This is a genomic window from Shewanella sp. SR44-3 (assembly GCF_014163735.1).
Taxonomy (GTDB): Bacteria; Pseudomonadota; Gammaproteobacteria; order Enterobacterales; family Shewanellaceae; genus Shewanella.
Map to the genome: position 1 here is coordinate 72,483 of NZ_JACJDV010000012.1, position 21,598 is coordinate 94,080.

20 protein-coding genes and 1 pseudogene are annotated in these 21,598 nt (G+C 45.2%); 15 read left to right on the plus strand and 6 right to left on the minus strand.

Annotated elements, in window-relative coordinates; all coding sequences use genetic code 11:
• Positions 1-41: 41 nt before the first annotated feature.
• Positions 42-947 (plus strand): bifunctional methionine sulfoxide reductase B/A protein, encoded by a 906-nt coding sequence (locus H5073_RS08790; protein WP_182678970.1) that lies wholly within the window; start codon positions 42-44, stop codon positions 945-947.
• A 96-nt stretch (positions 948-1,043) separates the two neighbouring features.
• Here H5073_RS08790 and H5073_RS08795 read toward each other — a convergent pair whose 3' ends face one another.
• Together H5073_RS08795 and rne are read right to left on the minus strand one after the other, a co-directional pair.
• Positions 1,044-2,603, minus strand: a complete 1,560-nt coding sequence (locus tag H5073_RS08795; RefSeq protein WP_182678972.1) for a SulP family inorganic anion transporter — start codon at positions 2,601-2,603, stop codon at positions 1,044-1,046.
• A gap of 177 nt (positions 2,604-2,780) precedes the next feature.
• Positions 2,781-6,095 carry a ribonuclease E gene (rne, locus tag H5073_RS08800; RefSeq protein WP_182678974.1) on the minus strand — a complete coding sequence of 1,105 codons (3,315 nt, stop codon included), beginning with the start codon at positions 6,093-6,095 and terminating at the stop codon, positions 2,781-2,783.
• A 604-nt stretch (positions 6,096-6,699) separates the two neighbouring features.
• On the opposite strand from rne, the gene rluC reads away from it, so the two are divergent.
• Positions 6,700-7,656 (plus strand): 23S rRNA pseudouridine(955/2504/2580) synthase RluC, encoded by a 957-nt coding sequence (rluC, locus tag H5073_RS08805; RefSeq protein WP_182678976.1) that lies wholly within the window; start codon positions 6,700-6,702, stop codon positions 7,654-7,656.
• A gap of 1 nt (position 7,657) precedes the next feature.
• Positions 7,658-8,305, plus strand: coding sequence for an HAD-IA family hydrolase (locus tag H5073_RS08810; protein WP_182678978.1), 648 nt, complete (start codon positions 7,658-7,660; stop codon positions 8,303-8,305).
• A 63-nt stretch (positions 8,306-8,368) separates the two neighbouring features.
• Here H5073_RS08810 and H5073_RS08815 read toward each other — a convergent pair whose 3' ends face one another.
• A complete protein-coding gene (locus H5073_RS08815; protein ID WP_182678980.1) occupies positions 8,369-8,989 on the minus strand; it encodes a nucleoside triphosphate pyrophosphatase in 621 nt (206 codons plus the stop codon).
• Between the two features lie 239 nt (positions 8,990-9,228).
• On the opposite strand from H5073_RS08815, the gene yceD reads away from it, so the two are divergent.
• The 10 genes from yceD (at position 9,229) to H5073_RS08865 (ending at position 17,081) form a co-directional block, all read left to right on the plus strand.
• Complete coding sequence (yceD, locus tag H5073_RS08820; RefSeq protein ID WP_182678982.1) at positions 9,229-9,753, plus strand: 23S rRNA accumulation protein YceD; 525 nt, start codon at positions 9,229-9,231, stop codon at positions 9,751-9,753.
• 17 nt (positions 9,754-9,770) lie between these two features.
• A complete protein-coding gene (gene rpmF, locus H5073_RS08825) occupies positions 9,771-9,941 on the plus strand; it encodes a 50S ribosomal protein L32 (RefSeq protein ID WP_011496728.1) in 171 nt (56 codons plus the stop codon).
• Positions 9,942-9,955: 14 nt separating this feature from the next.
• Positions 9,956-10,987 (plus strand): phosphate acyltransferase PlsX, encoded by a 1,032-nt coding sequence (gene plsX, locus H5073_RS08830; protein WP_182678984.1) that lies wholly within the window; start codon positions 9,956-9,958, stop codon positions 10,985-10,987.
• Positions 10,988-10,995: 8 nt separating this feature from the next.
• A complete protein-coding gene (locus tag H5073_RS08835; RefSeq protein WP_182678986.1) occupies positions 10,996-11,955 on the plus strand; it encodes a beta-ketoacyl-ACP synthase III in 960 nt (319 codons plus the stop codon).
• Positions 11,956-12,050: 95 nt separating this feature from the next.
• Complete coding sequence (fabD, locus tag H5073_RS08840; protein ID WP_182678988.1) at positions 12,051-12,977, plus strand: ACP S-malonyltransferase; 927 nt, start codon at positions 12,051-12,053, stop codon at positions 12,975-12,977.
• Positions 12,978-12,986: 9 nt separating this feature from the next.
• Entirely contained in the window at positions 12,987-13,733 is a 747-nt protein-coding gene (gene fabG / locus H5073_RS08845) for a 3-oxoacyl-ACP reductase FabG (RefSeq protein WP_182678990.1), read from the plus strand.
• Positions 13,734-13,895: 162 nt separating this feature from the next.
• Positions 13,896-14,129, plus strand: coding sequence for an acyl carrier protein (gene acpP / locus H5073_RS08850; RefSeq protein WP_011496723.1), 234 nt, complete (start codon positions 13,896-13,898; stop codon positions 14,127-14,129).
• A gap of 201 nt (positions 14,130-14,330) precedes the next feature.
• Positions 14,331-15,575, plus strand: a complete 1,245-nt coding sequence (gene fabF, locus H5073_RS08855; RefSeq protein WP_182678992.1) for a beta-ketoacyl-ACP synthase II — start codon at positions 14,331-14,333, stop codon at positions 15,573-15,575.
• Positions 15,576-15,699: 124 nt separating this feature from the next.
• Positions 15,700-16,185, plus strand: coding sequence for an acyl-CoA thioesterase (locus H5073_RS08860; protein WP_182678994.1), 486 nt, complete (start codon positions 15,700-15,702; stop codon positions 16,183-16,185).
• Between the two features lie 17 nt (positions 16,186-16,202).
• Positions 16,203-17,081, plus strand: a complete 879-nt coding sequence (locus H5073_RS08865) for an NAD(P)-dependent oxidoreductase (RefSeq protein ID WP_182678995.1) — start codon at positions 16,203-16,205, stop codon at positions 17,079-17,081.
• A gap of 113 nt (positions 17,082-17,194) precedes the next feature.
• Here H5073_RS08865 and cdd read toward each other — a convergent pair whose 3' ends face one another.
• Both cdd and sbcB read right to left on the minus strand, forming a co-directional pair.
• Positions 17,195-18,088: a cytidine deaminase gene (cdd, locus tag H5073_RS08870; RefSeq protein ID WP_182678997.1), complete on the minus strand. Its 894-nt coding sequence runs from the start codon at positions 18,086-18,088 to the stop codon at positions 17,195-17,197.
• Positions 18,089-18,140: 52 nt separating this feature from the next.
• A complete protein-coding gene (sbcB, locus tag H5073_RS08875; RefSeq protein WP_182679000.1) occupies positions 18,141-19,553 on the minus strand; it encodes an exodeoxyribonuclease I in 1,413 nt (470 codons plus the stop codon).
• Positions 19,554-19,753: 200 nt separating this feature from the next.
• On the opposite strand from sbcB, the gene rlmA reads away from it, so the two are divergent.
• Both rlmA and H5073_RS08885 read left to right on the plus strand, forming a co-directional pair.
• Positions 19,754-20,620 carry a 23S rRNA (guanine(745)-N(1))-methyltransferase gene (rlmA, locus tag H5073_RS08880; protein ID WP_182679002.1) on the plus strand — a complete coding sequence of 289 codons (867 nt, stop codon included), beginning with the start codon at positions 19,754-19,756 and terminating at the stop codon, positions 20,618-20,620.
• A gap of 332 nt (positions 20,621-20,952) precedes the next feature.
• On the plus strand, positions 20,953-21,162 hold the full coding sequence (locus H5073_RS08885; protein WP_011496716.1) for a cold-shock protein: 210 nt from the start codon (positions 20,953-20,955) through the stop codon (positions 21,160-21,162).
• A gap of 331 nt (positions 21,163-21,493) precedes the next feature.
• Here the strand turns inward: H5073_RS08885 and H5073_RS08890 are convergent.
• Positions 21,494-21,598, minus strand: a pseudogene (locus H5073_RS08890) (IS982 family transposase); the annotation flags it as partial.

Sequence of the window (21,598 nt, forward strand, 5' to 3'; positions counted from 1 at the left end):
GACGTTCACGCACTTAGTGCCAATAAAACGGAACCTAGAACATGCAGACACTGACTGAATTTGAACAATACGTGATAGAGCAAAAAGGCACAGAACGACCTTTTAGTGGAGAATATGTTAATCACTATGCTAAAGGGGTGTATTTGTGCAAAAAATGCTTAGCCCCTTTGTACAAAAGTGAACATAAATTCAATGCCCATTGTGGCTGGCCTGCCTTTGATGATGAATTGCCAGGCGCCGTTAACCGCAATGTGGATGCCGATGGTCGCCGGGTTGAAATCACCTGTGCCCAGTGTGATGGACATCTTGGGCATGTATTTGAAGGGGAGCATTTAACGGTTAATAATATTCGTCACTGCGTTAATTCTGTCTCCATGGTGTTTCAGCCAATCGACGACACTAATGTCGTATCAGACTCTGAGCTCGCCACCTTTGGTGCGGGCTGCTTTTGGTGTGTTGAGGCTATATTTTCAGCCCTTAAGGGGGTTGTTGAAGTGAAATCTGGTTACAGTGGCGGCGATGCCCATGATGCAAATTATGATGCTGTATGCCAAGGAATGACAGCTCATGCAGAAGTGGTGCAGATAACCTATCAGCCCGATTTGATTGATTTTGAAAGTTTGCTTGAAGTGCTGTTTGCCAGCCATGACCCCACCACACTTAATCAGCAAGGCAATGACAAAGGGCCTCAATATCGCTCGGTAATTTTTTGCCACAACAGCGCTCAGGTTGATGCCGCAAATCAGATGATTAGCCAATTAACTCAAACCCAAATTTGGCCTAAACCTATAGTGACTCAAGTCGTTGCCTATGAGACGTTTTATGCTGCAGAGCACTACCATGATGACTATTTTGCTAAACATGGGGAGCAGCCCTATTGCCAAATGGTGGTTAAACCTAAGTTTGATAAGTTCAAAAAGCAGTTTGCTGATAAATTGAAGAAATAACTGGGAAATAACATCAAGGTTTAGTGCGGAAACACAAAAGGGCGACTTAAGCATAAGTCGCCCTTTTTTTATACTACTTTTTCATGCGAAAAAGTCTTATGAATCTAATTTATCATCAGCGACTTTGTAGTGAGGATCTTCAATTTGATTCACTTCCACTAAGTCGCGGGCCTTGTGCAGTAAGGCTTTACAATCTTGACTTAAATGACGTAAATGCAAACGCTTGCCCGCAGCAACGTAACGTTCTGCTAGCGTGTCTATGGCATCGAGTGCTGAATGATCGGCAACCCGTGAGTTTTGAAAATCAACGATAATATCTTGTGGGTCGTCAGCGGCATCAAAAAGCTCTAGGAAATTTGCTACCGAGCCAAAGAACAAAGGCCCATTTAAGCGATACACTTTCCAACCATTAGCATCGACGCTTTTCTCAACATTAATGTGCTTGGCGTGTTCCCATGCAAACACCAGCGCAGAGACGATAACGCCAACAAACACTGCAAAGGCTAAGTCAGTAAACACTGTCACTGTGGTCACCAGTATGATGACAAAGGCATCGTGCTTAGGCACCTTGTTCATTACATTAAAGCTTGCCCATTCAAACGTACCCAGTACCACGATGAACATTACGCCCACGAGTGCAGCCAGAGGAATGATTTCAATAAAGGCTGAGCCAAATAAAATAAACGCCAGTAAGGCTATGGCAGCCGTTATCCCAGATAAACGGCCGCGGCCACCTGAGTTAATGTTGATCATCGACTGACCAATCATGGCACAGCCACCCATGGCACCGAAGAAACCGCTGGTGATGTTACCTACGCCTTGGCCTACACATTCTTTGTTTCCACGGCCACGGCTATTGGTCATCTCATCGATAACCGTTAGGGTCAGTAATGATTCAATCAAACCAACAGCCGCTAAAATACAGGCATAAGGCAAGATGATGTAGAAGGTTTCAAAATTAAACGGCACGCTTGGGATGGCAAATGATGGCAAGTTACCTGCAATCGTAGCATTGTCATCGCCACTCATGGATTTAAGGAAATCAAGCACGTTATTAGTATCTAAATCCATGCCCACAGCGATTGCAGTAACTGTCAGAATAGCCACTAGCGATGAAGGGATTGCTGTGGTTAATTTAGGCAAAAAGTGAATGATAGCCATGGTCAGTGCCACTAAGCCTAACATTAGCATTAATGGCTCCTGAGCCATCCATACCATGTTGCCGGCCGCATCTTTGACTTTGAACTGGCCAAGTTGGGCTAAGAAAATCACAATCGCTAAACCATTCACGAAGCCTATCATTACAGGATAGGGCACGATACGAATAAACTTACCTAGCTTAAATACCCCGGCAGTAATTTGTATTATCCCGGCGAGCACCACGGCAGCAAACAAATACTGCACACCGTGCTCAACCACTAAAGACACCATGACCACAGCCATAGCACCAGTGGCACCTGAGATCATACCAGGACGTCCACCAATAACGGCGGTGATTAATCCCATGATAAAGGCGGCGTATAGGCCAACCATGGGTTCGACGTGAGCCACGAAGGCAAAAGCCACGGCTTCTGGGATAAGGGCCAGTGCCACAGTCAGGCCTGATAATATATCAGCCTTATGGCTACTGGTTTTGTGACGGAGAAGATCGAACATTGAACCTCTGTATTTTTACTTGGGCATGGTTTCCATGCGTTAATGGAATGTCGTAGTGAACAGATTGAATGTTCAATCTAGTCTAGCTGACAGACGCGTGCTTTTTGCGAATTTCTTATTACTGCAATAAATAAAAAAGCCACGCAATTAGCATGGCTTTTTGATGCCAATGGCAGATTATGGACGGTACATATCCGATGAAGCGCTGTTACCTATTTTAGCTTTAGGTGCAGCATCTTCAGCTGAACTGTTGTCGTATTCACGGCCCTTAGGCGTCACTAACTGTGCTCTTTCATGGATAACAGGCTTGGTCATGTCTGAACTCACCATAGTACCGAAGCGGCTAGTGCCTGCCGGTTTTGCTGGCGCAGTGCTTGCAACGCTTTGCGTTACTGGCGCAGCGGCGACTGGAGCCACGGCTTTACGGGCTGGAATTGCAGGCTTTGCCATAGGCGCAGAAGCATTTGAAGCCTCTTTTACTGCTTTTTCAGTCTCAACAACACTTGTTTCAACTGCACTTGCAGCAACTGTCGGCACTTCAACTACTGGAGCGGGTGCAGCAAGGGGTGCTTCTACCTTAGCTTCAGCAGTTATTGCGGTTTCAGTAACGTCTGCGACAGTTTCTACCGTGCTGACTTCAGCTTTTGCTGTTTCAGTGACGGCAGTTGTAATCGCTGCAACTTGTGCTTCAACAACAGTGTTAACTGTAGCTTCAGTTGTGGCTTCTACTGCTGTTTCAGCGCTTTGCACTGTCGGCTCGATTGTAGCCGGACTGCTTACTGAACGAGTTACATCATGGTTGCTTGGCGTTTGTTCAGCGGTCGCTGCTGCCAGAGGCGTTTCACCATTAAGCTTTTGCGCTGCAATAGCATCTTGCTCGTCATTGAGCTGCTTTTCTAGTTCATCCACTGATGAGAATACCGCCCCTTGGCTAGTATCATCTTCATCACGGCGACGACGTTGTCCTGCTGCACGAAGATGACGTGGGCTGCGACGGCTGCGACGTTGTCCATCACGGCCATCTTTTGCTTCATCATCTTCAGCGTTAACGTCAGTTTGCTCTTGTTCTGTTAGTTCAACAGCTGTGGTTGCTATTTGTGGCGCTTGAACGTCGGCACTTGAAACCGCCGCGTTTGACTCAGCTGCAACTTGCTCAGTTTTCTCTTTGCGAGGTTGGCGGCGTGTACGTGAACCTTTGCTGTCAGAGTCGTCACTTTTCTTGTCACTGCTTGAACGTTCAGCTTGTGAGGCATCAGTTATATCTTGCACTGGTGTTGACTCGATAGGCGCTGTAGTTTGGGGGGGTAGCTCTACATCTGTGCTTTTCGCTTCGGGTGCAGTCGTGGCTGTGGTAGTGACATCTTGAGTGGCTTGCTCATTCTCTATACGCACTTTACGACGCATATTTCGGCGTTGACGACGCTCACGAGCGGCCTCTTGTTTAGGTGTTTTCTCAGCTTTAACTTCAACGTTATCTACTGCAACTTGTTGAGCTTTATCTTGCTTTGCCGCTTTATCAGTACGGCTATCTAAACGGCTGTCGTTTTTAGCTGGACGTTTGTTATCGTCAGCATCACGTACATTACGTTCTTTGTCCGTCTTTTTAGTGCGACCACGGCTGTCCTTGCTTTTATCTGCATCATTACGATTACGGCTGTCACTGTCGTTACGGCGAGGGCGATTGTCATTGCGGCTATCACTACGACCATCATTACGACGAGGACGAGTATTGTTTGTTGGACGGCTCTCTGTAGACTTTTCTTTTGCCGTGTTCTTAGGCTCAGCAGTCTTACTGTCTGAATTAAACAGTGCGCTTATGCCTGCTATGATACGGGCAACTAAACTTGGCTGGGCCGCTTGGGCTGCAGGCGCATCTTTAACGGCGGCATCAGGGGATTTTTGTGGTGCAGCAAAGCCTTTAAGTGCTGGCTGCGGTGCAGCTGCGCGTTCAAGTTTGCGTGGCTCATAAAGTTTAGCCACTGGTGCGTCAACACGCTTATAGCTTGATTCTGTCATTTCGTCATCAGTTCTGTGACGCACAACGCGGTAATCTGGCGTTTTCATGTGTTCGTCAGGAATGATATAGACTTCAACACCATGACGCTCTTCAGTGATGCGAATGGCTTTACGCTTCTCATTCAACAAGAAAGCGGCAACATCAACAGGCACAATCGCTTCTATTTGTGAGGTGTTTTCTTTGATGGCTTCTTCTTCCATCAAACGCAAAATCGATAATGCCAGTGACTCAGTACTACGAACCGTACCTTGACCATGACAGCGTGGACAAATGTGCGCAGCCGATTCTTCAAGAGAAGGGCGCAGACGTTGACGTGACATTTCCATTAAACCAAAGCGTGAAATGCGGCCAAGTTGTACGCGGGCTCGGTCATGGTGCACGGCGTCACGCATGCGATTTTCAACTTCACGTTGGTGTCTAACTGGGGTCATATCGATAAAATCGATAACCACTAGGCCACCTAAGTCGCGTAGGCGTAATTGACGGGCAATTTCATCGGCGGCTTCTAGGTTAGTGTTAAGTGCGGTTTCTTCGATATCGCCGCCTTTAGTGGCGCGGGCAGAGTTGATATCGATAGAGGTCAAGGCTTCTGTCGGGTCAATGACGATTGAGCCGCCCGATGGCAGGCGCACTTCACGTTGGAATGCAGATTCAATCTGAGATTCGATTTGAAAGTGAGTAAATAGTGGCACTTCAGATTCATAAAGTTTAACGCGTTCAACGAAATCTGGGCGCACTAGACCAATGTGTTGTTTTGCTTCTTCAAAGATGCGTGGGTGATCGATAAGAATTTCGCCCACATCACGGCGCAAGTAGTCGCGTATAGCACGGACTATGACGTTGCTTTCTTGATGAATAAGGAATGGGGCATTCTGTGATTGTGAGGCTTCTTGAATAGCATCCCAATGATGTTGCAGTACTTTTAAGTCCCACTTAAGCTCGTTAGCTTCTTTGCCTACACCAGCGGTGCGTACAATCAGACCCATACCGTTCGGCACTTCAAGATCAGCCATGGCTTCTTTAAGTTCAGTACGCTCATCGCCTTCGATACGACGAGATATACCGCCAGCACGAGGGTTATTCGGCATTAAGACTAAGTAAGAACCCGCTAGACTGATGAAGGTGGTTAGGGCTGCACCTTTATTCCCGCGCTCTTCCTTATCGATTTGAACGATAACTTGTTGACCTTCCTGCACTACTTCCTTGATGTTAGGACGACCTTGGAATGAATAGCCTTTGGGGAAATATTCACGGGCAATTTCTTTAAGGGGCAAGAAACCATGGCGGTCTGCACCATAGTCCACGAAAGCCGCTTCAAGAGAAGGTTCTACACGGGTAATTTTACCTTTGTAGATATTAGATTTTTTCTGCTCATGACCTGGGCTTTCAATATCCAGATCATACAGTTGTTGCCCATCAACTAGGGCTACGCGCAACTCTTCAGATTGAGTTGCATTGATTAACATACGTTTCATGATGACATCATTCTTCTAAATAAGGTCATCAAACATTGCGAGTCGTTGCATAACGGGCCTGAATTTTCACGTACATCACCTCACGGTGGGTATTCAGGCAATTAGGTGCGCATCACTGTAAGACGCATCGCTGCGTGTCGCATCCTATTTATGGCTTATTTTTTAATAATTACAAAAACAAGGAATTCGTTGTAAAACATCAACCAACCCCATAAATTATGTTGTTTACATCCGTTAATGCCCAAGTCGAGTCGGTTTGTTTGATAACAAGCTAAAATATCGTTCGAATTTGGGGGTGGAGAGGGCCAAAGACATCCTGTGTGTAAAGTGAGGATTTAGGTTTAATTGTCGAAACGTTGTTATCGTTTTTTATCTATATACAATTTGTAATTCAATGAATTGCGACCTTAATCATCACGGGATCTAGTGGGTTGTTCTCCCGTTGAATGAGTGCTTATGAACACTTTATGCACTGCTTATCCTCATTCAATGGGGAAATATAGCAACATTAATCTTATTGAGCAATCAAAAGCAGAGATTCTTATTGTACCCACAGTAAGCTAACTTGTTGTACAATGGCGCGGTAATCACTATATGGCGCATCATGAATACTGAAACTCCCACACAAGTTCAATTGGTCACAATTGACGAAGACAACGTCGAGCAACGCATCGATAATTATTTAATCACAGCCCTTAAAGGCGTTCCTAAGAGCATGATTTACCGTATCGTGCGTAAGGGCGAAGTGCGAGTGAATAAAAAGCGCATCAAGCCGGAGTATAAGTTACAGATCGGTGATGTTGTGCGAATTCCGCCCGTCAGAATGGCTGAGAAAGATTATCGCACCGCGCCCTCGGCGAATTTATCCCGGGTCTCTGTACTTGAAACCCGCATTATCCACGAAGATAAGCATTTAATCGTACTCAATAAACCAGCAGGTATTGCAGTCCATGGTGGCAGCGGCATCGACTTTGGGGTTATTGAAGGTCTACGTTCACTGCGGCCGCAGCAAAAGTTTTTAGAATTGGTTCATCGCCTCGATAAAGACACCTCCGGGGTGTTGTTGGTGGCGAAGAAGCGCAGTGCTTTAAAGCATTTGCACGATCAGTTACGTAATAAAACCATGCAAAAAGATTATTTAGCATTAGTGCGCGGTGAGTGGCAGGCAAAAGATAAGTCTATTAAGGCGCCATTACTTAAAATCACCTTAGCTTCTGGTGAGCGCATTGTGCGGGTGAATGCCGAAGGTAAAGCTTCTGAAACTCGTTTTCGCATTATGCAGCGTTATGATGGCTGCACCTTAGTGAAAGCGAGCCCTGTAACCGGCCGTACTCACCAAATTCGAGTGCATTGCCAGTTTGCAGGTCACGCCATTGCTTGTGATGATAAATACAGCGAGCAATCTTTTGATGACAGCATGCGCGTCCACGGATTAAATCGATTATTCCTTCACGCTGCCGAACTTAAGTTTATTCATCCTGAAAACGATGAAGTGATGCAGGTTCAAGCACCGCTGGATGAAAATCTGAGTCAAACATTAGAAAAGCTAAAAAGGGTTTAGCATGAATAGCAGGCAGTATGATTTAGTGATTTTTGACTGGGATGGTACCTTGATGGATTCCATTGCTAAAATCGTTACTAGTCTGCAGTCAACGGCTCAAGAACTGCGTATCCCCATTCCTACTGAAGAGTCGGTGCGGGATATTATCGGTTTATCTATGCAACAGGTCTTGCCTATCTTGTTTGCTGGTCATCAAGTATTGTTTGACGACATTTTAGTTGGGTATAAAAAGCATTATCTAGCCCTTGAAACTGTCCCCAGCCCATTATTTTATGGTGTCGATGTTTTACTTAAGCAACTGGCCGAGGCGGGAGTTACCTTAGCTATAGCAACTGGCAAGGGCCGAAGTGGTCTTGAACGCGTACTTGGCGTAACCGGCATAGGCCATTACTTTGCCGCAAGCCGCACCGCCGATGATGCAAAGAGCAAACCCCATCCACAGATGTTACAGTCGTTATTGACTGAACTTGAGATCCCTGCCCATAGGGCTGTGATGATTGGTGATTCTGTATTGGATTTAACCATGGCAAATAATGCTGGCATACATTGCATTGGTGTCAGTTATGGCGCTCATGCTGAAGCTAAATTACGTGAACAATCCCCCAAAGCAGTAGTGCACTGTGCTAGCCAGCTATTGGCTCACTTATAGCGCTTAGGCGTAAATTTCTTTTTATCTCTGGCATGTCGGCTGTTATTCCTTTAGTTTCCAAATTTAGCTGAGTACTGTTTCGCCGTGCTCGGCTAACATATCAATCAATGTGATTAAGGGTAGGCCGATTAAGGTATTGGGATCATCGCCCTCTAAGCGCTCAAATAAGGCAATGCCTAATCCTTCGCTTTTAAAACTGCCCGCGCAGTACAGGGGCTGCTCTGTTTCCACGTAATAGGTTATTTGGGCGAGGCTCAGTGTTCTAAAGTGCACGGTAAAGGGCACTAGCTGGCAGCTTATTTTTTGGCTATGAGAATGATAAAGGGCAAGGCCTGTATAAAAGGTGATGGCTTTTCCCGAAGCTTGTTGTAACTGGGCGATAGCATTGGCCTGGGTTAAAGGCTTACCGATAATTGCCCCGTCGATAACTGCCACTTGATCTGAGCCAATCACTAAAGCTTCTGCCGCTGTGTGAGGGTTACTGAGCCTAAGTTCCGCTTGATAGCGTTCAGCACCTGCAATGGCTTTCGCTTTAGCAAGCCTCACCACTAATGCTTGCGCGGTTTCATCTGCCAGTGGCGTTTCATCCACTTCAGGGCTTACACAAGTAAAATGTGGCGTCAGCTTTAGTAATAATTGCTGTCTATAAGGCGAAGTGGAGGCGAGAACTAACTTAGTTTTCATTTATTAATCTTATGTTTGTTGAGCGACGCCAGTATTTTACCCACTTCTTTGGTTTAAAAGCAGTATTTTTAAGCGCTATACGCTTGTGATCATGAGCATGCTTGGGTAAAATTTCGCTTCGGTCAATTAAATGTTGGCGTTGGAAGAAGAGCACGCTGTGACATTAATCTGTAATTTGCAATGTCGTAAGCTAAATTTTCTTTGACTCTAACCTTTCCAAACTATAATATGCGCGCCTTATGCAAACAGTAAAGATACCGGTTTCAATCGATCCTATACGTTCAGCTAGCAGTCACCTGCGCTTTAACGGCATAGTGCCAAGCAAAAACGTAAAAAGATTGAATGAGTTATGTGCCGGCGACTGTTCCGATGTGACAGTGTCGTTGGAATGTGATGTCGATTTACAGGGGATAGTCTACCTTCGCGGGAAGGCTGTGACGGAGCTCACTCTGATATGTCAACGTTGCATGACACTTTATACCACTGAGGTTACGGTCGAGTTTTGTTTGAGTCCTTGTAAGGATCAGGCGAAAATCGATGAGCTCCCGGATGCGTATGACCCAATTGAGTGTAATGAGATTGGTGAAGTACGTCTGCATCAATTGATTGAAGATGAATTGATAGTCGCTATGCCTATCATCCCAATGCATGAAGATTCTGATTGCCATTTGGGAGCGAAAGACATAGCTGTAGGCGAGATCGACCCCGCTCATGAGGAGCGTCCAAATCCGTTTGCAGTGTTACAAAAACTGAAGAGCAAGTAATCTAGGAGACAGGTCCAATGGCTGTACAACAGAATAAAAAATCACGTTCAAAGCGCGGTATGCGCCGTTCACACGATGCATTGAGCACAGCTCAATTATCTGTAGACGCAACTAGCGGTGAATTACACCTACGTCACAACGTGACTGCTGATGGTTTCTACCGTGGCAAAAAGGTTATCAACAAGTAATTGTTGATTAACCAATGACGACGGATCTGACGCTAGCGTTAGATGCAATGGGGGGCGATTACGGCCCCCACGTCACAGTGCCTGCAGCCCTGCAGGCGCTGACGCTTCACTCACAACTAAAAATAATTTTGGTTGGCGACAAAACTGAAATTGAGCGACACCTACAGCATAGCGCTGGCATTTTCCTTTCCCGTATTCAAATTATCCATACCACTGAAGTTGTTACTATGTGTGATAGGCCTATTTTTGCCTTACGCGCCAAGAAAAACAGCTCAATGCGTCTTGCCTTAGAGTTAGTCCGTGACGGTAAAGCGCAAGCTTGTGTCAGTGCGGGTAACACAGGCGCCTTGATGGCGCTGGCAAAAGTCTTGTTAAAAACGCTGCCCGGTGTTGACAGACCCGCATTAGTCACTAGCTTACCTTCAATGACGGGCCGACCGGTTTATTTACTCGACTTGGGCGCGAATGTATCCTGCGATTCCGAGGCGTTGTTTCAATTTGCTGTGATGGGTTCTGTGTTATATGAGGCAGTCCACAAAACATCTCGTCCTAAAGTGGCATTATTGAACGTCGGGGTTGAGGAAGTTAAAGGTAACGATCAGGTGCAGCAAGCTGCTCAATTACTGCACCATACAGAACAAGTGAATTATACCGGTTTTGTGGAAGGTGATGAGATCTACACTGGTAACGTCGATGTCATCGTTTGTGATGGTTTTGTAGGGAATATAACTCTTAAAACCTCGGAAGGCATTGCCAAATTATTGGTCAGTGAATTAAAACGCGGCCTAAAACAAGGGATATTTGTTCGTTTTCTCTCCAAACTCATCGCTCCTCGTATACAAGCTGTACTCAGCAAGATGAACCCCGACCACTATAATGGTGCAAGTCTGATAGGATTGCGCGGAATAGTGGTGAAAAGCCATGGTAATGCCGATGAAGCCGCTTATTTACAAGCTGTAAATCTTGCCGTGACTGAAGCCAAACGTCGTCTTCCTGAAATGATTAAAGATCGTTTGGAGTCGATTCTTTTAGACATCAATAGCTGATCCCATTTATGCATACAAAAATTCTCGGAACAGGAAGCTATCTTCCTGTGCAAGTACGTAGCAATCTTGATCTTGAAAAAATGGTTGATACTAATGACCAATGGATTGTTGAACGAACCGGTATCTCAGAGCGCCGTATTGCGGCTGCTGAAGAATCTGTTTCTACTATGGGGCATCAAGCTGCATTAAAAGCCTTAGAGATGGCTGGTATTGAGGCCAGCGAACTGGATATGATTATTTGTGGCACCACCAGTGCTGCTAATGCCTTTCCCGCCGCCGCCTGTGAAATCCAAGCGCTCCTTGGGGTGCACACTATCCCAGCTTTTGATATTGCCGCCGCCTGCTCAGGTTTTGTTTATGCGTTATCAGTTGCAGACCAATTTGTGAAAACTGGCGCAGCAAAAAAAGTCTTAGTGATAGGAGCTGATGTGCTATCGCGTCTGTGTGCTCCAGAAGACAGAAGCACCATTATCTTATTTGGTGATGGTGCGGGTGCCGCTGTAATTGGCGCAAGCCATGAGCCTGGCATCATCGCAACCCATATTTATGCCGACGGTCGCCAAGCAGATTTATTAAAATGTGCTTTCCCGCCTCGTTTAGGGGAGTCCACAGCTGCCATGGGCTTTATGACCATGAAAGGTAATGATGTTTTTAAAGTCGCGGTTACTCAATTATCCCATGTGGTGACTGAGACCTTGCGACTTAATAATGTCGACAAATCAGACATTGACTGGTTAGTGCCTCATCAAGCGAATTTCAGGATTATTAATGCCACTGCGAAAAAGCTTAATATGAGTTTAGATAAAGTGGTGTTAACCCTTGCAAAACACGGTAATACTTCAGCGGCTTCTGTGCCAATAGCGTTGGATGAAGCAGTGCGCGATGGTCGTATTCAACGTGGCCAATTACTGCTGTTAGAAGCCTTTGGCGCTGGTTTTGCTTGGGGCAGTGCATTAGTGCGTTTTTAAGAAGCGTTAGTCTTCTCCCAAGTTAGAATTTAAACCCTGCATCATGGCGGGCAAGGTACTGATTAAATAAAATTAAGTAATCACAAGGTATATCTATGGAAAATTTTGCGTTTGTCTTTCCGGGCCAAGGTTCTCAGGCCGTAGGAATGTTAGCAGAGCTGGCTCAAGCGGAGCCTATTATCAAAAATACATTTATTGAGGCAAGTGACGCTTTAGGCTATGACTTATGGGCATTAGTCCAAGCTGGCCCCAGCGATACATTAAATGAAACAGATAAAACACAGCCCGCACTGTTAACGGCAAGTGTTGCTATTTGGCGTGCATTCGTGGCCACTGGTAAGCCATTACCTATGCGACTTGCAGGACACAGCCTAGGCGAGTATTCGGCGCTGGTGTGTGCTGGGGTTATCGATTTTAAAGATGCGGTTAAATTAGTTGAACTTCGTGGTCAATTGATGCAACAAGCCGTCCCTGCAGGTACTGGGGCTATGTACGCCATTATAGGCTTAGATGATGCTGCCATTGCTACAGCGTGTATCGATGCGGCGCAAGGCGCGGTTGTGAGTCCGGTGAACTTTAATAGCCCAGGTCAAGTGGTGATAGCAGGCGAGAAAGAGGCGGTTGAGCGCGCCGCTGCATTGTGTAAAACAGCGGGGGCAAAAATGACTGTGGCATTGCCTGTGAGCGTGCCATCGCACTGCGCCTTAATGAAACCTGCAGCGGATAAACTCGCCGCGGCGCTGCAAGCTATCACCTTTAGTGAGCCCGCCATCAAGGTGATTAACAATGTCGATGTCGCTATGCCAACCCAAGGCGACGATATAAAAGATGCCCTAGTGCGTCAGCTTTATTGCCCGGTGCGCTGGAGTGAAACGGTTGAATTAATGGCCTCACAAGGCATTAACCAGTTGGTTGAGTGTGGTCCAGGTAAAGTACTGACAGGTTTGACAAAAAGAATAAATAAATCCGTTTCCGCTCAAGCGGTGAATGATGTTGCCTCTTTTGCTGCATTAACTGAATAAGGAGTTCAAATGAGCTTTAGCATTAATTTAGAGGGGAAAGTTGCCCTAGTGACAGGGGCAAGTCGTGGCATTGGTCGTGTGATCGCTGAAACCTTAGCCGAAGCAGGCGCTGTGGTTATCGGTACTGCAACTAGCGACAAAGGCGCGGCAGCAATTCAAGATTATCTTGGCACTAAAGGCTTCGGCTTAGTGCTCAATGTCACAGATACTCAATCAGTTACAGATTTATTTGCCCAAATTAAAGAAAAAGCTGGTGATGTTGATATTCTCGTGAATAATGCAGGTATCACTCGTGACAATTTATTGATGCGAATGAAAGATGAAGAGTGGCAGGATATTATCGACACTAATCTGACGTCGCTTTTCAAACTGTCTAAGCCTGTGATGCGAACCATGATGAAAAAGCGCTTTGGCCGGATCATCAGTATTGGTTCTGTTGTGGGCACCATGGGTAACGCTGGACAGGTAAATTACTCAGCGGCTAAAGCGGGTTTAATCGGATTTACTAAATCTCTTGCAAGAGAGGTTGCATCTCGTCAGATAACAGTGAATGCTGTGTCGCCTGGATTTATTCAGACAGATATGACTGATGAGCTGACTCCTGAGCAACAACAAGCTATTATGTCGCAAGTTCCAATGGAACGCTTAGGGCAAGCGCAAGAAATTGCCAATGCAGTACTGTTTTTGGCCTCGGATTCCGCTGCTTATATCACAGGTGAAACATTACATGTGAACGGCGGCATGTACATGGTTTAAGAGCGATGGTAGATTAACTACCTTTAATTGAGTCTCGATCTAGTGCTATTCACTGCTTATTGCCGTGGTTAGACCACAAAAACTAAGCTTGCAATGTCAGCTGGATCGAATAAACTACTCGCAATCTTACGCAAGTGCGTAATTTGAATAGGAAAGAAACTAATGAGCAACATCGAAGAACGTGTAAAGAAAATCATCATTGAACAACTAGGCGTTAAAGAAGAAGACGTTAAATCAGCGGCATCTTTTGTTGACGATTTAGGCGCAGATTCTCTAGACACGGTTGAATTGGTAATGGCTCTAGAAGAAGAGTTTGATACCGAGATCCCTGATGAAGAAGCGGAAAAGATCACTACTGTTCAAGCAGCGATCGATTACGTTTCTAAGAATCAGTAATCTAGATTTTACTAAAGCAGGCGGCATTTATGCCGCCTGTTTTTGTTTCTGCTATTGCCCAGATATCTTGTTGCCGCACTAGCTATAACCCAATACCGTTTATCCTGCCTCAATTTCCTGCCTGAACCTCTATGCCTTATTTCAGACTCATGAGGAATAAACGGTCAAATTAAACTCGCTATAACAATGAAGGTGAATACTATGACTAAACGTCGCGTTGTGATCACAGGCCTAGGCTTAGTGACTCCGGTTGGTAATGATGTGGAGTCTTCCTGGAAGGCCTTATTAGCAGGGCAGAGCGGTATAGCCCCCATCACCAAATTTGATGCCACTGACTTCGGTACTCGTTTTAGCGGCTCAGTTAAAGATTTTGATGTCGAACAATATTTGACTAAAAAAGATGCCCGTAAGATGGATTTATTTATCCAATACGGTATGGCTGCTGGCATCCAAGCCTTGAAAGATTCAGGCTTAGATATGACCCAAGAAAATCCTGCCCGCGTAGGCACTGCTATCGGGGCTGGTATGGGCGGCATGTGGCTGATTGAGCAAGGCCATTCGGCGCTACTTAATGGCGGCCCGCGCAAGGTGTCACCATTTTTTGTCCCTAGTACCATTATTAATATGATAGCCGGTCATTTATCCATCATGTACGGCATGACAGGCCCAAATTTTGCTGTGACCACAGCTTGTACCACAGGCGTGCATAATATCGGTTTTGCGGCCCGCACCATTGCTTATGGCGATGCAGATGTGATGGTGGCTGGCGGCGCAGAAGATGTCACCAGTCCTTTAGGTGTCGCAGGCTTTAGTGCTGCTAAAGCGTTATCGACTCGCAATGACGCCCCCCAAGCTGCTAGTCGTCCATGGGATAAAGATAGGGATGGTTTTGTTATTGGAGACGGCGCTGGCATCATGGTGCTAGAAGAATATCAACATGCAAAAGCGCGCGGTGCAAAAATTTACGGTGAGCTTGTAGGCTTTGGCATGAGTGGCGATGCATTCCATATGACTTCCCCGCCAGCCGATGGTACTGGCGCAGCTGCGGCTATGGTCAATGCCATTAATGATGCTCAGATTGCCAAAGAGTTGGTGGGTTATATTAATGCCCATGGCACTTCGACACCTGCGGGTGATAAAGCCGAAGTGGCAGCGGTTAAATCTGTATTCGATGAGCATGCTTATAAGTTATTGGTGAGTTCAACTAAATCTATGACAGGTCACCTATTAGGTGCTGCCGGCGCTGTTGAAGCGATTATTACCTTGCTAGCTTTGAGGGATCAACAAGTGCCACCGACCCTTAACTTAGATAATCCTGATGAAGGCTGTGATTTAGATTTTGTGGCTCATACAGCACGTGCTCACAGCTTTGATTATGCCTTATGTAACTCGTTTGGTTTTGGCGGTACTAATGGCTCATTGCTGTTTAAACGTTGGGGAAATTAATCAAAATATGGCATAGGCTTGAGAATAAACCCGTGATATGCATAAAAAAAGCACCTTAGGTGCTTTTTTTATGCCAAAATTATCCCGTCAATACGATACGCATAGCCCTTGGGAGCAATAAGCGATGGCAGGAAAAGACAGAGCGTTAACCTTGAGATTTTTAGCAGAGCCTGCGGATGTCAATTTCGGTGGCAAGGTTCACGGCGGCGCCGTGATGAAGTGGATTGATTTGGCAGCCTATGCTTGTGCTGCAGGCTGGAGTGGAAAATATTGCATTACCGCTTATGCAGGTGGTATTCGTTTTGTGCAGCCTATTCATGTGGGTAATATTGTCGAAGTTAACGCTAAGGTGATTTACACCGGCACCTCATCTATGCATGTGGCTCTTGATGTGAGAGCTGGTGATCCTAAAGACAGTGAACGCCACTTAACGACCCATTGTATTGTTATCATGGTGGCGGTGGATGATGCTGGTAAACCTAGCGAAGTACCTGAATGGATCCCCGTTGATGAAGAAGATGTAAAACTCAGAGACTCAGCACTTAGGTTGATGGATATGCGTAAGCGTATTGGCGCAGAAATGGAAGCTCATGTAAAACCTGCGGGTTAGAATAATTAGAGGATGATATGGCAAAGGTTGCATTTATTGGTTTAGGCGTCATGGGGTTTCCTATGGCAGGGCACTTAGTTAAACAGGGCCATCAGGTCACAGTGTTCAATCGCAGCCCCCAGCGTGCTGCTGATTGGGTTAAACAATACGGTGGCTTAAGTGCTACAAGTCCAAAGCTTGCAGCACTTGGACAAGAAATCGTGTTTACTTGTGTGGGAAATGATAACGATTTACGCCAAGTGGTATTGGGTGATGATGGCGTATTGGCCAGCATGAATGCAGGCAGCATTTTGGTGGACCATACTACAGCGTCTGCCGATGTGGCCCGTGAAATTGACGCAGTACTAAAGGCGCAAAACATAGGTTTTCTTGATGCGCCTATTTCTGGCGGTCAAGCTGGGGCCGAAAATGGCGCTTTAACCGTGATGATGGGCGGCGCGCAAGTGCATTTTGAGCAAGTAAAACCTGTGATTGCCGCTTACAGCCGTTGCGCTGAATTACTCGGTGATGTTGGCGCGGGGCAGTTAACTAAAATGGTTAATCAAATTTGTATCGCGGGTGTAGTTCAAGGCTTAGCCGAAGGGCTGCATTTTGCCAAAAGTGCAGGGCTGGATGGCATTAAAGTGGTCGAAGTGATTAGCAAAGGTGCGGCTCAAAGCTGGCAGATGGAAAATCGTTATCAAACTATGTGGCAGGGCAAGTATGACTTTGGTTTTGCTATCGATTGGATGCGTAAAGATTTAGGAATTGCCCTTGATGAAGCCCGTCGTAATGGCAGTCAATTACCCTTAACGGCATTGGTGGATCAATTTTATGCTGACGTACAAGGGATGAAAGGTAATCGCTGGGATACCTCCAGCCTGTTGGCGCGACTTGAAAGAAGTCGCGAGCGTTAATAGGGTTTCTATGCGCTGATCAACATTGCGGCTTAGCATGGCGAGTCAGCAATGACTACAGCTTTAAAAAAAGGACAGCCTAGGCTGTCCTTTTTTTAGATGCATAGAAACTATTAGGTTTGTGGATCAACCACAATATGCTCAAGCTCAATGGCTGCGATAGCATGAAGTGCATCCATGGTGGCGCTGACTAAGCTGATTTTACCTTTTGATGACTCTACCAATACAGCGCGCTTAATGTCGCTAAAGGCTCTGTCGTGACGCATTAAGTTCGACAAGGCCATTTGCATGGGCAACATCGAGGGATTAAATGCTGCGTTTTCGGCATAACGACCACAGAATGTCGCACCGTCTTTGGTTTCTAACACCACAGCAGCATAGCTCTGTGTGTAAGGGGCGTAGCTTAAGCCTGCCTGATCTAAGGCTTCGATGATCATAGGATCATCCGAGTTAAGGGCAAGCTCTACTTCACTTTTAGACAATAAAGGCGTGGTAACATTAAGATCCGTTGGACCAAAGGCGTAGGGTAAATAATGGCTCAGTGGTTTAGTTTCTTGTTCCGGTAAATGAATACGTACCAGACTGCCTTCAACCAATTCGTTCATAAATTGACGGCAATGTCCGCAGGGGCTGAAATTAACCACTATATCCACTATCTTAGTTTCACCAGAGAGCCATGCATGGCTGATGGCGCTTTGCTCAGCATGTACTGAGTGGAATAAGGCTTCGCCAGGCAGCTCTAAATTAGCGCCCATGTAGATATCACCACTGCCACCTTTTGCGATAGCGCCAACATAAAATTCGCTGATGCTTGGGTTGGCTAACGAAGCGGCTATCGGTAACAGAGCAATCAGTAGATCAGGCTCAGATAAACCACTGGCTTGTTGCAGCTCAGCGACTTGATTAGCATTGATATGACCACAAAACTCTTGTTGCAACAACGGGATTAGCGCGTTTGCTAACGGTTTGGGTAGTTGGGTTATGCTGTTAATAAAACGATTTTGCATTTCCCTGTTCCTTAATAGTAATTGGCTTAAACTAAAAATAACAAAAATTAAACTAAAGTGCTTGTAAATACTGACAAAGTGCTCGTAATAATTTCTGTTTGTGTTCATCTTGAGCGCTATCTTCTAATAAATTCTCAAGCTTGATTACATAATCAGCATCGGCAAGTCTAGATTGGCAAAACTCACGCCAGCGTACAGATTCATCATGGTTTAGTGATTCTGGATAATTTCGGCCGCGATAGCGAAATAACATTTCAGAAATGCGACTATCATCAAATTGCAGGTTCAATGCCGCTAGATTTTGTGGCTGAGTCTGGCGAATAATATCCATTTTAGCTTTATCTGCGTGACTAAAGAATCCGCCACCATAGAGCATAAGATCGGGATCGCTGTGATTGAACTCTTTTGTCTGCTCAAACACTTCAACTAATTTTTCTCTCAGTTCGGGATGCTGCTTAAGACGTTTATATTGCTCACGGGCAAACGCTTTGTCGACATTAAGCCGCGCAGCAACCTCATCATCAAGTAATTTTGCCGAGCCGATAAAAGGGCATTTATTCAGATGAATTTGTTTTAACGCAATAGGCAATTCATCAGGGGCTAAATCCGCTCTTGAGGTGTACATACGCTCAGCAATCGCTTGGGCAGACAGCTCAAGCAAAGGGTTAATATCCATGGTCAAGTTTACACACAGCACAGCATTTTTATTGGTGGGATGAAAGGCCATGGGCGCGATAAGTGTAGTGCAACCATTAAGTGCGCTGATTTTTGAGCTCACATGCACTAACGGCTGCATTTTAAGCACATCCACTTGTGCAGCCACTGCTTGCTTGCGGCGCAAATTAAAGTAGTAATCGTAGAGTTTTGGTTGTACTTGCTTAATCAACTTGGCCATGGCGATAGTGGCATACACGTCAGACATCGCATCGTGGGCTTTTTCATGGCTTAAGCCATTGGCCTTAGTGAGCAGCTCTAATTTGAAACTCACAGTGCCATCTTCTTTACGAGGCCAGTTAATACCCTCTGGCCTAAACGCATAACAAGCGCGGACTAAATCGATAATATCCCAGCGGGAATTGCCGTTTTGCCACTCTCTAGCATAGGGGTCAATAAAGTTACGGTAAAAGCCATAGCGGCTGACTTCATCATCAAAACGCAGCGAATTATAACCAACCACACAGGTATTTTCTTGGCTGAAAAGGGCGTTAATTTTGCCCATAAACTCAGTTTCAGGCATGCCTTTCATGTTAGCCAATTGCGGCGTAATACCAGTAATTAAGATGGCTTCCGGTGACGGTAAGTAGTCAGTTGCCAGTTTACAATAGAAGGTTTCTGGCTCACCTATGATGTTTAAATCCAGATCGGTTCGAATACCGGCAAACTGAGAAGGCCTGTCTTTAGCAGGGTTGGCGCCAAATGTTTCATAATCGTGCCAAAACAGGGTCGGCTGAAGAGCTGTTGTCATAAATAACTAACCAAATGAAGCGAATGAGGCAATATTAGCACTTATCGAGCTTAAAGTAGAACTAAGCCTCTTTAGGATAAAGCTGTATAATGCCCCGTGGTAATGGCGGATGCTTCATGCGTTGTCAGTCTTACTTGAGTCATTGAGTAACGCGTATGCAGGCTTGATGTTAATGACACCCTTGAATAAAAGTGAATGATATGCAATACCTTTGTCCCCTGTGTGCTGGCGAATTAACTAAAGTCACTAAAACTTGGTCCTGTTTGCAAGGACATCAATTTGATTGTGCCAAAGAAGGCTATGTCAACCTCTTGCCTGTACAGAAAAAGAATTCAAAAGATCCAGGTGACAACAAGGAAATGATGCAAGCTCGCAGGGAGTTCTTAAACCAAGGCTACTATCAGTCGCTAAGTGATGCAGTCAATACGCTGGCAGTCCGTTATGCGCCAAAGGCAAAGCAAATCTTGGATTTAGGCTGCGGTGAAGGCTACTATTCTAATCGTTTATTTACTGTGCTGACTCAAGCTCAAAAACAGCTCAACGTCCATGAAAGTGCGGATTGCCAACTGCAAGGTTTAGATATTTCTAAAACAGCAATTCGCTATGCCGCTAAGCGTTATCCGCAGATGTCATTCTGTGTTGCCAGTGCTTATGAAATGCCATTCCCCGCCAATAGCGTTGATTTAGGCTTAAGAATTTATGCCCCTTCAAAAGCTGAGGAGCTGGCGCGAGTCATTGCAGATAATGGCATCTTGATCACCGTATCCCCAGGCCCCATGCATCACTTTGCGATTAAAGAAATGATCTATAAGCATCCAAAGCCTCATCCAGACAGCTTTGATTGCATTGAAGGTTTTGAGTGCATTGATACCCAGCGTTTACAATCTCAGATGAGCTTAGATAACGGTACTGATATCGGTCATTTTTTGAATATGACACCCTATGCATGGAAGTTAACTCAAGAGCAAAAAGCACAGCTGGCTGTCGATGGTTTGAATTGTGAACTTGATTTTCATATCGGGGTTTACCGACGCATGATCATGGGTGAGTTAGTGGCACCAAACTAAGTGCCGAGCCGTAGCTAAGGTATTGAATCTTACTGTTCATAAATTAGAACAATGCTTGGTTGTGGTCATACCATTGTTTAATTTTTCAATAAACTAAGTGATTAAAGGCTGTTACGGAATTCTGTAAATGTGGCTGTTAACAAAAAATAAAGATAATCGTGTTGTTTGTTGACATCCCGATTAAATGCTTTATAGTTTACCAGGCTTGAAAGTTGGGCTTATATTTATGTGTTTCAATACGACCAGTTTCGTCCTGTGAACATAAGTAATACCGGCATTTTCCAGCTCTACGCCGTTAAGGCTTTAATTATTTTTTTTACAGGATTCATATTATGTCTCAAGTTACTGGTGTTGTTAAGTGGTTCAACTCTGATAAAGGTTTTGGATTTATCGAGCAAGAGTCTGGCCCAGATGTATTCGTACATTTCCGCGCTATCAACTCTGACGGTTTCAAGACTCTTGACGAAGGTCAAAAAGTGTCTTTCACTGTGACTCAAGGTCAAAAAGGTCCTCAAGCTGAGAACGTTTCAGTAGTTGGCTAATAATACCTAGCCCAGCGCTAAGTATTGAAAATAGGCTGCAACTTAGGTTGTGGCTTTTTTTTGTTTAAAATTTAGGACTTCAAGACTTCAAGACTTCAAGACCCGCCATTCAAGCCTAATTCACTTAATCCCAGATTACGTTAAACGACACATCTAAACGACATATTTGAAGCAAAAAAATAGGCGACCTGAGTCACCTACTTGAATTTGTGTTGGATGGGGCAACGCTCAAAAAAAACCTGCTCAAAAAAAACTATTACCAAAACATCGCTAATCACCTAAAAAGAATGAGCCTAAGACTAAGACCAAAACTAAGTAACCTGAGATCGGTTTAAGCCATAACAGAAATCGCATTGAAATCGACATCTGTGATATTAAGTTGTGGCTTACTCTCTTTGAGTTGATAGGCAATTAAACCGCCAATCATATTCAGCAT